Source organism: Streptomyces sp. C36 (genome assembly GCF_040932295.1).
GTDB lineage: Bacteria > Actinomycetota > Actinomycetes > Streptomycetales > Streptomycetaceae > Streptomyces > Streptomyces triculaminicus.
Map to the genome: position 1 here is coordinate 670,472 of NZ_JBFQGI010000001.1, position 12,929 is coordinate 683,400.

The following is a 12,929-nucleotide window of genomic DNA, read 5'->3' on the forward strand; positions in this document are numbered from 1 at the left end:
CGCCGCCACGACCGCAACCCGCACGAGCCCTGGAGAGCCGAGATGAAGCTTCGCTGTGCCGTTCTGGACGACTTCCAGCAGGTCGCGACGACGGTGGCCGACTGGTCGCCCATCGCCGGTGACGTCGACGTCGTCTCCATACCCCGGCACTTCGCCGCCGAGGACGAACTCGCCGCCGCGCTCGAGGACTTCGACATCGTGGTCACCCTTCGCGAACGCGTCGCGTTCCCGGCCGGCCTCCTCGCCCGGCTGCCCCGCCTGAAGCTGCTGGTGGCCTCCGGCATGCGCAATTCGGTCATCGACTTCGAGGCCGCACGGCGGCACGGCGTCACCGTATGCGGCACCGCCAGCTCCTCCACCCCGCCCGTCGAACTGACCTGGGCGCTGCTGCTCGGCCTCGCCCGGGGCATCGTGCCCGAGGCCACCGCCCTGCGCGAGGGCGGCCCCTGGCAGTCGACCGTCGGCGCCGACCTGCACGGCCGGCGACTGGGCCTGCTCGGCCTCGGGAAGATCGGCGGCCGGGTCGCCCAGGTCGGCCTCGCCTTCGGCATGGAGGTGGTGGCCTGGAGCCGGAACCTCACCCGGGAACGCGCCGACGAGGTCGGCGCGACCCTGGCCGCCTCGAAGGAGGAACTGCTGGCCACCAGCGACTTCGTCTCCGTGCACCTCGCGCTCGGCGACCGAACCCGAGGCCTCCTCGGCGCCGCCGAGCTCGGCCTGATGCGACCCACCGGCTACCTGATCAACACCTCCCGGGCCGCCATCGTCGACCAGGACGCCCTCCTCGCCGCGCTGCACGCCGGGACCATCGCGGGCGCCGGCATCGACGTCTTCGACATCGAGCCGCTCCCCGCCGACCACCCGATGCGCACCGCGCCGCGTCTCCTGGCCACCCCGCACCTCGGCTACGTCACCGATGCGAACTACCGGACGTACTACGGCCAGGCCGTCGAGGACATCCAGGCGTACCTCGCGGGCTCACCCGTACGCCTCCTCGGCTGACCCACGCCGGGCCCGCCCCCGCCCCCGGCCCAGGGCCGGGGGGCCCGCTCAGCCCGTCGGCCAGGCGTGCTCGAAGTCCAGGTCGCGCGCCCATTCGGGGTGGTCGACGAGGGGGTTGCGGTCGCCCTGGATCTCGGCGATGGCGGCGTTGCGGTGCCGTTCGTACTCGCCGACGGCTTCCGACTCGTGCCAGGTCAGCAGCATCTCCAGCCGTTCGCGCCGCAGCTCGCCCGGGGCGTCCCCGATGAGGCCGGGATAGCGCAGGAGGAAGTAGAACGTCGCCCTGGCCACGGGCCCCTTGCCGGCCGAGGGCTCGAACCCCTGGCTCTCGCGGCGGCCGCAGGCGGTCTTGATGACCTCCTGGACATCGGCGAAGTCGAAATAGGGGATGTTGCCGCGGAAGCTGTTGCACTTCGTGCCGCAGGCGAAGAGATGGTGGAGGTCCCCGCGCATGGGTTCACGCTTGGTGAACCACGACTGCGGCACGACGTGCTCGCAGTTGAAGAGCACGGCGTCCTCCAGGGCGTCCATCTCGGCGGCGACCGCGTCCGGCCCGAGCGCGGCCTCACGGGCCAGAAGCTCCCGCCAGCGCTCGAAGCGGGCGGCCTCGGCCTCGGCGTCGGCCCGGATGAACTCCTCCGGACTGAAGCTCTCGCCGGAGTAGATGCCGCGCAGCTCGAGGTCGGGGTGCAGGTCCACCCAGGGGTACAGCAGCATGATCGGCTTGTAGGCGGGGCGCCTCTCGTGGGTCCGTTCCAGGAGGTCGGTCAGCGCTTGCCGCAGTGGGGCGCCGGTGACGCCCGGGAGGGGGGCGTAGTACTCCTGCCGCGCGGCCTGGTCGGCCTCGGCCTCGTAGTAGGGGCGGTCGCGGCCGGCCTCGAGGTTGACCAGGGCGGCCTGGAGCTCCCTTTCGGGGTACGGAACGCGGCCGTCCGTCGGCGGTCCGTACGCCGGCCGGCCGTAGGCCAGCGGGAGGGGCGGCGACGGGGCACCGCGATCGCCGTCGGGCGCCGGACCGGCCCACGACGGACGGCCGACGCCGGCGATGCCGACCGCGATCCGCAGGGGCACCGTCAGGTGGACGACGTCGCCGGAGTCGCTCCGGCCGGATATCTCCGGTGCCGGTGCCGGTGCCGTGCCGGCCGGCGGCGGGGGCAGGTCGACGGGCCCGGGGAGGCCGGTGGGTGTCTCGAGCAGCTGCGCGCGCAGTTCCGGGGCCGAGCCGGAGACGGCGGCCTCGCGCACGGCCCGCAGGATCCGGCTGATCCGTACGCCCTCGTTCGCCTTCCAGGCCAGCCGTTCCTCGCCCTGCTCCGGGGTCCACACGCTTCCGTCCACCGCGAGGTAGCGGCCGTCGGCACCCTTCGCGGGCACGCCGGCGTGGTGCAGGGCGACGACCTCCCACTGGTCGTTGAAGACCGGCGCTCCCGAGGACCCCTGCCGGGTGTCGGCTCCGTACTGGACGAAGTCGTCGAGCAGGTCGACCACCTCGTTCTCGCGCAGCGCGAGTTGTTTCGGCTCTCCGCCCGGGTGCTGGACGATGTTCACCAGTTCCCCGAGGATCACCTTGCCCTGGGCCTCGCTCAGCCCGAGTCGGCCGAAGGTGCCGAGCGGTTCACCGTGGCGGCTCCGGTCGGCCACGGCGACCAGGGTGAAGTCCAGGTGCCGGTCGGTGACGAAGAACCGGGCGGGCTCGAGATCGAACTCCACCGGCTCCAGCGGCCGCCCGTCGGCCCCGGCCTGGTAGTTGAACCGGACGAGGCCGCGCCCGGCCTGCTCGGGATCGCGGAGCACATGGTTGTTGGTCAGCAGCAACGACTCGGACACCAGAAAGCCCGTGCCGTAGTGCGCCCCACGGCCACCGACGAACACCCGCCCGACGGATCGCGCGGCCAGGGAGCCGGCCTCGAGGAAGCCGACGTCGACCAGGTCATTGCGCCCCATCAGGCGCTCGAGCGCGAGCACGTCCGCGCCGAAGCTGTCCGGCGCCAGGCCCGCCAGGCTCCGTCCCGTGGTGGCCTCGCGCGGCGTCCGCTCCAGCGCGGTGGCCAGCGGCCAGCTCGCCCCCAGGCGCGCCAGCCGTTTGGTCACCCGGTCGGGTGCGTCCGCGTGCAGCACTCCGCGGTCGTCGAGTGCCTTCCGGATGGCCTGGCGCTCCCGCGTCCGTGCCTCGTAGCGCTCGGTCGCCCGCTCCGTCTGCCGCAGGAACTCCGTCCGGGGGAGGTACTCGATCGTCGCCATGCGCTGTCTCCTTACTTGGAAGGGACAGAACCGCTCATTACCTCCCAGTCTGGGCACGTGCCGGTCGGATCCTCCTCTTGGGTGTCACCCACATGGCGCAACAAGGGTGGGGGCTACTTCCACCGGGTGTCGGAGCCGGCGAAGAACTTGAGGATGGTCAGCACCGCGACCAGCTGCATCAGGATGTAGGCGACCTGCGCGGAGAAGCTGCGGATCTGGTAGATGGAGAGCAGCAGCCCGATGCGGTTGGGCCAGAAACGCCGCTCCGAGCGGAAGGTGTCGGCGTCCATCGCGAGGCTGGTCAGGGTGAGGACCAGCAGCATCAGGGAGATGCCGACGGCGACGTTGCCGATCTCCTGGTCGGTGATGAGGTTGCCGAGGAGGCCAAGCCCGATCAGGAGGGCGTATGCGAGCGTCAGACTCAGGGCGCGGGCCGGGCCGCGGCGGCCCGGCAGCAGGCGCCACAGCGCCCCCAGCACCAGGCCCGCGCCGGCCCAGACCAGCTCCCAGTAGACGAACATGAACAGCATCTCCGGGGCGCCGAACATGTACACGCCCCGGCGCATCCATTCGCCCTGCGGCGAGTAGGCCATCCAGACCATCAGGATGCTGCCGGGAAGGCCGAAGGCGGCCGCCAGGACGGCCGCGCGGCGTGCGTTGTCCCACCACTTGGCGTGCGGCCCCCAGCTGAGGGCCACGTCGACGACCGTGACCTGGGCCGGCAGCCAGGGCCGTGGCGCGCCGTCGGCCCCGGGCGCGGGGCGCCAGCGGTGCAGCCGGCTCAGTTCCTTCTCCACCGCGTGCCGCTTGAGGGCGTTCTCGCCTCCCGCCTGATCCATGGTGCGCAGGCTCGTGGTCAGCTCGCGGTAGCGGCGGGCGCGATTGATCAGGTCGTTGCGCTCGGCCTCGGTGATTGTTTCGCACAGTTGGGGGGAGCCGTCGCAGCCCTCGAGGTGCTGGGTGAGGACGGCCCGTCGCTGCCCGATGGCCAGCAGGCCGTAGAGGGCGGCGATGTCGAGCACCAGCCAGAGGGCGGCGAGTGCCTGGCTGCCGGCGTAGGACCCCTGGCGCCAGGCGACCACGACGGCGAAGAACACGGCCAGCAGGAGGCGGTCCAGGGGGGTGGGGCTCGCGTACGGCACGGTGGGAGCGAGGTCCCTGGCCCGTAGCAGCGCGACGATCGCGAGACCGGTCAGCACCCAGGTGTGGGTGTAGTACCACGTGGGGATCTGGGAGGAGAAGGAGGCCATGTCGCGTGCCAGGGAGGCCACGTGCTGGGTGTGGTACGCGGCGATCTCACGGTCGGCCAGCCAGCTGATCCGCTCCCATTTGCGTTCGATGGCCCATGTGCCCCACGCCAGGAGCAGGAGGGAGAGCGCGGCGAGTGCGGGGCCGAGGCGGCGCAGCCGCCAGGGGGTGGACGTGGGGCGGAGCAGTCCGCCCTGGCGGGCGAGCGACCAGGCCCACAGGGCGGTGCCCGCCAGCCACAGCCACTGCAGGGCCCAGACCTCCGCCACCAGCACGGCGAAGCCCGCGTCGGCCGGGCCGGTGGGTGTGGCCAGTGGCGCGGGGAGCCCGAACAGGGACGGGTCCGCGGCCACCAGGGCCGCACCCGCCGCGAGGAGAGTGGCGGCCATCAGCACGGTTCTTCTGGGCCGGGCGGAGACGACCAGCAGCCAGCCCGCCACCACGCCGATGAGCACGGGCCAGCGCATGCTGTAGTCCAGCCAGGCCGGCGGCTTGTCGGAGAGGAGATCGGCGGTGTTGATGAGCGCCTTGTAGAACAGCAGGATCATCACGCCGAGGACGGCCTTCAGCGCGCCCCACCACCACAGGGCGGTGCTGCTGCTCGTCTCCAGTTCGGTGAGCTCGGGGCCGGCCGGCTGACGCCGGGCGCGCAGGGCGGCCAGGATCAGGACGATCGACGTGCCCACCCACCAGGTGGTCATGCCGGCGGCGTTGGCGACCAGCCATGGCTCGCTGCTGGCGCTGGTCGCCGCCCAGGCGCGTTGCCAAGGAGGGATGACCTGCACGGTCACCCTGGGGCCCGCCGCCCCGGTCCGCCCGAGCCCGGACCACATCAGGTGCCCTTCGTCCGCCCCCGAGGGCCTCGGGGTCACTTGGGAGGCGTCGAGCCCTCCCAGGTCGATCCGGACGCGGTCCCAGTGGGCGCCCCTCAGGGCCGGGGGCGGGGCGAGGGACAGACCCCACTGCTTGGTGTGGACGTCCATCACCCACGGGCCGGCGTTGAAATGCCCGCCGTTGTTGAACCGGAACTGCGTCTCGTACCGGACCTCCACCCAGGACGCCTGGGCACTGACCCGTGGGCTGTGCGTGCGCCACTCCTCGGGCCGGTTCATGGTGTCCGGGGCCCGCAGCAGGCAGCGCATCGCCCGCCGGTGGGGCTCGGAACTCTCGCTCAGCAGCAGGTCGCTGGCGTACAGCCAGGCGGTCGGCACCCGGACCGTCATCAGCCCCGAGGCCTCGGCGACGGAGCGGGCGTGGTTCTCGAGCCGTAGATCGACATCGGTGTGGGCATCGGTCAGCTGCGCGGTGTGGCAGTCGTCGGCGCCCACGGGCCCGGCGGCGTTCGCCGGAGCGGGGGACACGCCCCACCATGCCGCCAGGCCCAGGAGCAGGAGTACGGCCCAGCGGCGCCACGGCCCCGGGCCGCCGTCCCGCCCCGCCCGCGCGCCGCCGGTCACGGGGGCGTACGGCGGCCGGGGCGGACCCCGGCCGGGCCGGGGCGGCAGGGCCCCCGGCGCACGCTCACGACGTCGCGCTCTTGCTTCCCGGACATCCACTGACGGGAGTGCACTGCAGAATCACCTGGCACACGTGACTCTCGGCCTCGTCGCCGTTCCCGCCGGTCTTCGTGAACCGCCACTGGGAGGGCTGGGTGTGGCCAGTGGTCGCGGCCTTCTCGACCTCGATGCGGAGCGTACGGGCCTTGATGTCGTGCGTCTCGACCATGACCTCGTCGGAGGCGACGGGGAAGTGGTCGTGCAGCAGGCACAGGCCGAACCGGTCGAGGTTGCCGTGCTTCTCCAGCACGGCCACGAGGTCACGGACGAACGCGCTGTCCTGAGGGCCCAGGCCCTCGGCTTCCTCGAAACGGGGAAGCGCCCGGCCGGAAGTGATCGTCTGCTGTCCCATGCGTGCTCCTCTGCGTGCCCCCTGATGGCATGAATCACTGGCATTAGCAGAGTAAATATGCGGACATATGCCCGCAACGCGGGTGGATCACGGGGCCGAGGCGAGCCCCTCCTCGAGCCGCGCGAGGTCCTCGGCGCTCACGACGATGTTGAACTCCTCCTCCAGTACCCGCCCGAGCTCGGCCGGCTCGATCTTCCGCTCGGTGGACGAGCCGTCGGGGCCGAAGGTGGTCCAGGCCGTCATGTCGAGCCGGTGGTGGTGCGTGGCGCTGAACCGCTGGGCGAACAGGCGCGCCGAGAACGGGGACCGCGGGTGGGTGGCGACGAAGTGGCTGCCCACCACGAAGTCGATCGTGTACTGAGGGTTCAGCGTGAAGGTGTGCCGGTGCCGCCAGCCGTCCGCGCCGTACTGGTACAGCCACCAGTCGTCGATGCCGAACGGCCCCTCGCGCCGCTCCAGCCGGAACCGCCAGCTGTCGAAGTCGGCCTCGGCGCCGTCCGCGAGCTCGACCGGCTCCAGCGGCCCGCAGCCGAACCCGACGTCGCACAGCCACAGCCGCTCGTCGTCGGCGGCGGTCACGGCCAGCAGCGCGTGCGTGGCGGGAAGGATCTTCTCCTCGCCGAGCGTCACCCGCCCGTTCATCGCGGTGAACTCGAATCCCAGCCGCTGCAGGACCGCGGCGAACAGGACGACGTGCTCGAAGCAGTAGCCGCCACGGCGCCCGCGCACCAGCTTGTCCTGGACGGACGGGATGTCCAGGAGGATGGGGATGTCGAGGACGGCGTCGAAGTTCTCGAACGGTATCGAGGTGACATGCGCGCGGTGCAGCGCGCGCAGCACCTCCAGCGTCGGCGCCCGTTCCCCCCGGTACCCGATGCGGTCCAGGTAGGCGTCGAGATCCAACAGGTCGCCGTTCCAGTCGTGCGTACGGCCCGTGTGCATGGTGTTTCCCCCGCTTGTCGATCGTTTCACCACGACCGTAGGCGACGGGCCGTACGCGCACCTCTGCCCCGAGTCGGTACTCGCCTCGGCCCTTGGACCTAGGCTCGCAGGTCACAGTGGTGGGGCGGCCGGTCTACGACCGCCCCGCGAGGCGTGCGACCGGGCTAAGGCCGGCGGCGCGGCTTGCCGCGCTTGGCACCCTTGGGGCCGCCGCCGGAACCACCGCCGGAACCGCCGCGTACGCCCTTGCCGCCGCCCGCCTTGCCGGCTCCCTTGCCGGCCGGCTTGCCCGCCGCGGACTTGCCTCCCGAGGGCTTGCGGTCGGGACGCTTGCTCTTCGGCTGCGCGGGGGCCTGGGCGGAGGAGCGGCCCCGGGTGCTGTTGACGGTCCGCCCGCGGACGATCCCGATGAAGTCCTCCACCAGATCGGTGGTCTTCTCCTCGGGCCAGGACAGGGCGACGCTCGACTGAGGGGTGTCCGTGATCGGCCGGTACGTGAGGTCCTTGCGGTGGTGCAGGCGGGCGAGCGACTGCGGCACGACGAGCAGGCCCACTCCCGCCGCCACCAGCTCGATGGCGTCCGCCGTCGTGGCGGGGCGCTCGATGGCGGGCCGGCCCGGGGGGTGCTCCCAGTCGAGGGTGTCGTCGAGCGGGTGGAAGACGACGTCGTCGGCCAGATCCGCCGCGGACACCTCCTCGACCGCCACGAAGAGGTGATCCTTCGGGATCACGACCACGGTCGTCTCGGTGTAGAGAGGGATCGCGCTGAGAACCGTCCGGTCCACCGGCAGCCGTACGAGACCCGCGTCGGCACCGCCGTCGCGCAGCAGGTCACCCGCCGCGGCGGCCGGCACCGAGACGAGGTCCAGCGGGATGTCGGGCAGCCGCTCGTTCCAGATCCGCACCCACTTCGTGGGCATCACTCCCGGGACGTAGGCGAGCCGGAACGAAGGGTGTGTTTCCGAGCCTGTCACCCGCCCAGATTACCGGTCGTGGTCAGAGGTAGCGCACATGCTCGAATACCCTTGACCCCATGACGTCGCACAAGACCACCCAGACGATGAAGCCCGCGACCGCGGCGAAGAAGCTGGGTGTGTACCTCCAAGCCACCCCCGCCGAGTTCCAGGAGGGGGTCCTCTCGCGCGACGAGCTCAACGCGCTGCAGGCCGATCCGCCCGAGTGGCTGCAGGAGCTGCGACGCAACGGCCCCCACCCCCGGCCCGTGGTCGCGGCGAAGCTGGGCGTCTCCATCGCCGGCCTCGCCCGTGGCGGCGTCACGGACGCCCTCACCACGGAGCAGATCGACGCGCTGAAGCAGGAGATGCCCGAGTGGCTGCGCCGGGAGCGCGCCACCCAGGCCGAGGTCCGCAAGGAAGCGGCGCGCATCAAGGAGAAGAAGGACGCCGAGCAGGCCTCCTGAAGCCGGTCGAACACGCCGCGTAACCGGCCGGCGCGCCCGTTCGGCGGCCCGTAGCCGGCGGCCTGGGCGTCCCGGCTGGGGTACGGCTTCACCCTCGTCACGTTGTCGCTTCCCGTGTACGCCTCCAGCTCGCGGTAGGCGACGCTGACCTGCGCGTGGCGAGGGGCGTTCCGCGACGGCAGCATGGGCGTACGAATCATGCTGCCCTGCGAGGCGGCGCTCGCGCGCAGGCGGTCAGGCAAGTCCGGGCGCGGCATGGTCCTCCCGCCGAGGACGTCGGCGAGGGTGCTGCGCGGCAGCACGTCACCACGCTCCGCCGCCCGCTCCTCCAGCTGCCGGTACGTCAGCCCCGAGCGTCTCTTGAGATGCCGCAGGGCGGCGACGAACTCCTCGGCATCGGCAGCGTGGTGAGGCTCCGGCTCCGCCGGCTCTCCCATGGCCCACATCGCCACCCCCACCGGATCCTCGCAGCCATCCCCCTACGTGCTCACAGAGGCCCGGCCCGACCGGGACGGCCCGCTCATCCCTCGCACGTCACGCCAGTCCACCTGGTGACCGGCGCTCGCAGACGGCCCGGGCGCTGATCCGCACCACGGCACGCCCCTGTGCGCGCCTCCTGTTTTCGGCCAGTCGGCGCGCACACTTCAAGCTCCGGTGAAGGCGCCGCCGGAGCACGGCAGCGGCGGAACATCCCGCTCCCAGCGCCCGACTCTCGCGAAAGCGCTTTCACCCGCCCCGCGCGCCCCCAGTCCGCGAAGACCTCCCCTCGTGCCGACGCACAAGGTCCACCGGGTCGTGGAGTCCGCGTGGTGAAACCCCTTCGGTCACACACCCCCGGTTCGCCCGCCCCGCCCTCCGCGGGGACGGGCCGAGAGGAGACCCGTCATGCACGCGATCCCCCTGCGCCGTGGCCTGGCCTGGCTGGCCGCCGTGTCGCTCATGTCCCTCGGCGTGGTCGGCCTGACGGCCACCAGCGCCTCCGCCCTGCCGCTTCAGTGCACAGGAGCGGAGACCGCCGGCGCCGACAACATCGTCTGCCCGTTCCTGCTGCCCGGCCAGACCGTCAACAGCCTCGGCGGCAACGACACCATCACCATCCTCGCCGACGCAGGCGGCACCGTGATCTCCGGCCCCGGCAACGACATCGTCACGGCAGGGTCTCTCGACACCCTGGCCGATTTCGACACCGGCACCGGCAACGACACCGTCCGCGTCCTCGGCAACCATGCGGGCCGGTCGATATCCACCGGCGACGGCGACGACACCGTCGAGATCACCGGCAACAACTCCGGCCTGGTCAACACCGGGGCCAACGCCGACCGGTTCATCGTCCACGGCACGGTGCTCGCCGACGACGCGTTCCTCGGCACCGGCAACGACTTCGCCAACGTCAACGTCCTCGCCCTCGGCGTCGACGGCGGCAGCATCCACGGCGGTGACGGCGCCGACGAACTGACCGTCACCACCTGCAACGCCAGCACGGTCGCCGGCGAAGACGGCAACGACACCATCGACGTCACCGACGCCAACGCCTGCGTGGTCTCCGGCGGGGCCGGCAACGACAACATCCACGAAGGCGCCGAAGCCACCGGCACCGTGGACGGCGGCCCGGGCAACGACATCTGTCAGGAGGACATCCCCTTCCTCGGCACCGAGAGCAACTGCGAGAGCTGATCCTCCGTCCAGGGCCCGATGGCTTCTTCTCCGTCTCACGGCGGGGCGGGCCACCGGGCCCCTCCGGCTATGGTCCGGCCGGGCCCCGGCTACCGCCCGCCAGGATGATCGGCGGCGGTGCTCCGGTAGGTGAACCGGGGGAGGAAGGCCTGGGTGACCGGGCCGACCGCGGCCGCGTACAGCACCGTTCCGACGCCCACCGTCCCGCCGAGCAGCCAGCCGATGGTGAGCACGGTGATCTCGATCAGCGTGCGGACGAACCGGATGGAGCGGCCGGTACCCGCGGCCGCACCCGTCATCAGCCCGTCGCGGGGGCCGGGGCCGAGGCGGGCGCCGATGTAGACGGCGCCAGCCAGCCCGTTGAGGAGGACACCGCCGACGAGGAGGCCCACCCGCGCGGGCAGGTCCAGGTGCGCGGGGACGAGCGAGAGGCCGAGGTCCGACGAGAACGACAGGACGACGATGTTGGCGACGGTGCCGAACCGGGGCCGTTGCCGGAGCGGAATCCAGAGCAGGAGCACCGCGGCACCGAAGAGGCCGTTGACCATGCCGAAGCTCAGGGACGTGTACCGCGTCACCCCCTCGTACAGCACGCTCCAGGGGCTGACGCCCAGCGAGGCCCGGATCATGACCGCGAGGCTGAACCCGTAGAGGGTGAGACCGGCGAACAGCTGGGGTACGCGCCGGAGCGGATGCTCGCCGAGGGGGAGGTAGGCGAGGGGCGGCGGGGACGGGCGCCCCACGGGCGGGGGCGTAGGCCGTCTCCCCGGGAAGTGCCGCCGCCGGCGCTCGTCATCAACCATGATCTTCTGCCGCATTCCGACCCGTCTCTGTGCGCTGATCCGCCCTCACGGGCCAATGGCGGTGAGTCTGTACAGTGATTGGCCTGGAAAACATGGCCAATCTCGGGGAAGTGGTGGGAATGGACGCGGTGGACCCGCTGCGGCGCGGGGAGAGGGCCGGCCGCTCCGACCGGACGCTGGGGAGCCGGCAACTGGCCGCCATGCTGCCCGACCCGACGGGCATGAGGCCGGCCTTCCGCCACCTGGCCCGCCAGATCGGCGACCTGATCCTCGACGGACGCATCGCACTGCACGTACGCCTCCCCGCCGAGCGGGAACTGGCGGCCGCCCTGAACACCAGCAGGGCCACCGTCACCGCCGTGTACGACCTGCTGCGCGAGAACGGCTACGCCTACAGCCGCCAGGGCTCCGGCACCTGGACGGCCATGCCGGAAGGCCGCACCCCCCGTCGCATCGCGCGGGCCCTCGAATCCCCCGACGCCGCCATCGACCTGGCCAGGGCCGCCCCCGGCCTGTCGGAGCACGTACTCGCCGACGCGCTCGTCCACATCGCCCCCCACCTGGCCCGGCACGCGGACACACCCGGCTACCACCCCTACGGCCTCCCGGACCTGCGGGCGGCCATCGCCGAACGCTTCACCCTGCGGGGCCTGGCCACCGTGCCCGAACAGATCCTGGTGACCGCCGGCGCCCAGCACGCGCTCACGCTGACCGTGGGACTGCTGTGCGGACCGGGCGACCGGGTCATGGTCGAGAACCCGTCCTACCCCAACGCCCTGGAAGCACTGCGCCGCGCCCGGCTCCGCCCGGTGTCCGTCCCGGTGACCGACACCGGCTGGGACATCGAGGTCGTCGAGTCCACGCTGAGCCAGGTCGTGCCCCAACTGGCCTACCTCATACCCGACTTCCACAACCCGACCGGCTGCCTCATGCCCGGCCACGATCGCGAGCGCGTCCTGCGCGCCGCCGAACGCACCGGCACCTGGCTGGTCATCGACGAGACGCTGACCGACCTCGCCCTCGACGTTCCCGCCCCACAGCCCTTCGCCTCCCACGCAGGGCCCGGCGGCAGCGGCCAGATCGTCACGATCGGCTCCATGAGCAAGACCCACTGGGCCGGCCTGCGCATCGGCTGGCTGCGCGCCCCTTCGCAGGTGGTCACCGAGCTCGCCGGCCAGCGCATGGCCAACGACATGGGCGGCTCGGTGGTCGACCAGCTGCTGGCCCTGCACCTGCTGACCCGGGCCGAGGAGCTGCTGCCCACCCGCCTGGAACAGCTGCGCACGCGGCGCGCCGCCCTGAGCGAAGCCCTGGCCGAGCACATGCCGCGGTGGACCTGGCGCACGCCGGCCGGCGGGCTGTCCCTGTGGGTCGACCTCGGCGAACCCATCGCCTCGCCGCTGGCCGAGCAGGCGCGCGAGTGCGGGGTACGCATCGAGGGCGGCGGCTACTTCGGCGCCTACCCCGGCATCTTCGAACAGCGGATGCGCATCCCCTACACCGCGACCCCCGACGCGCTGCGCGAGGCCGTGCAGCGCATGGCCGCCGCGCTCGCCGACGGCCTGCCGCTCGCACCCGCCGCCCGGCGACCGCGCTGGATCGCCTGAGAACGACCTGTCACCGCACCCCGGCCTAGGGCGTGTCCGATGGCGCCGTTGGGTGTGGGGGAGGGGCGGGTCCGGGGTCTTCCG

General features: G+C 72.2%; 10 protein-coding genes. 4 read left to right on the top strand and 6 right to left on the bottom strand.

Annotation, left to right across the window (positions count from 1 at the left end; genetic code table 11):
• The first annotated feature begins 42 nt into the window (after window positions 1–42).
• Window positions 43–1,002: a D-2-hydroxyacid dehydrogenase family protein gene (locus AB4K12_RS02955; RefSeq protein ID WP_368432638.1), complete on the top strand. Its 960-nt coding sequence runs from the start codon at window positions 43–45 to the stop codon at window positions 1,000–1,002.
• 48 nt (window positions 1,003–1,050) lie between these two features.
• Here AB4K12_RS02955 and AB4K12_RS02960 read toward each other — a convergent pair whose 3' ends face one another.
• The 5 genes from AB4K12_RS02960 to AB4K12_RS02980 form a co-directional block, all read right to left on the bottom strand.
• Complete coding sequence (locus AB4K12_RS02960) at window positions 1,051–3,243, bottom strand: endonuclease (protein ID WP_368432639.1); 2,193 nt, start codon at window positions 3,241–3,243, stop codon at window positions 1,051–1,053.
• A 113-nt stretch (window positions 3,244–3,356) separates the two neighbouring features.
• Complete coding sequence (locus AB4K12_RS02965) at window positions 3,357–5,948, bottom strand: DUF6185 family protein (protein WP_368432640.1); 2,592 nt, start codon at window positions 5,946–5,948, stop codon at window positions 3,357–3,359.
• A gap of 64 nt (window positions 5,949–6,012) precedes the next feature.
• A complete protein-coding gene (locus tag AB4K12_RS02970; protein WP_368432641.1) occupies window positions 6,013–6,399 on the bottom strand; it encodes a hypothetical protein in 387 nt (128 codons plus the stop codon).
• An 87-nt stretch (window positions 6,400–6,486) separates the two neighbouring features.
• Window positions 6,487–7,341 (bottom strand): arylamine N-acetyltransferase, encoded by an 855-nt coding sequence (locus AB4K12_RS02975; protein ID WP_368432642.1) that lies wholly within the window; start codon window positions 7,339–7,341, stop codon window positions 6,487–6,489.
• A gap of 164 nt (window positions 7,342–7,505) precedes the next feature.
• Window positions 7,506–8,315, bottom strand: coding sequence for a LysR family substrate-binding domain-containing protein (locus tag AB4K12_RS02980; RefSeq protein ID WP_368432643.1), 810 nt, complete (start codon window positions 8,313–8,315; stop codon window positions 7,506–7,508).
• A gap of 59 nt (window positions 8,316–8,374) precedes the next feature.
• On the opposite strand from AB4K12_RS02980, the gene AB4K12_RS02985 reads away from it, so the two are divergent.
• On the top strand, window positions 8,375–8,761 hold the full coding sequence (locus AB4K12_RS02985; protein WP_368432644.1) for a DUF5997 family protein: 387 nt from the start codon (window positions 8,375–8,377) through the stop codon (window positions 8,759–8,761).
• 885 nt (window positions 8,762–9,646) lie between these two features.
• Complete coding sequence (locus AB4K12_RS02990) at window positions 9,647–10,435, top strand: hypothetical protein (RefSeq protein ID WP_368432645.1); 789 nt, start codon at window positions 9,647–9,649, stop codon at window positions 10,433–10,435.
• A gap of 89 nt (window positions 10,436–10,524) precedes the next feature.
• Here the strand turns inward: AB4K12_RS02990 and AB4K12_RS02995 are convergent, their stop codons facing one another.
• Window positions 10,525–11,178 carry a YitT family protein gene (locus tag AB4K12_RS02995; protein ID WP_368432646.1) on the bottom strand — a complete coding sequence of 218 codons (654 nt, stop codon included), beginning with the start codon at window positions 11,176–11,178 and terminating at the stop codon, window positions 10,525–10,527.
• 152 nt (window positions 11,179–11,330) lie between these two features.
• On the opposite strand from AB4K12_RS02995, the gene AB4K12_RS03000 reads away from it, so the two are divergent.
• Complete coding sequence (locus tag AB4K12_RS03000) at window positions 11,331–12,845, top strand: PLP-dependent aminotransferase family protein (RefSeq protein WP_368432647.1); 1,515 nt, start codon at window positions 11,331–11,333, stop codon at window positions 12,843–12,845.
• The last annotated feature ends 84 nt before the right edge of the window (window positions 12,846–12,929 follow it).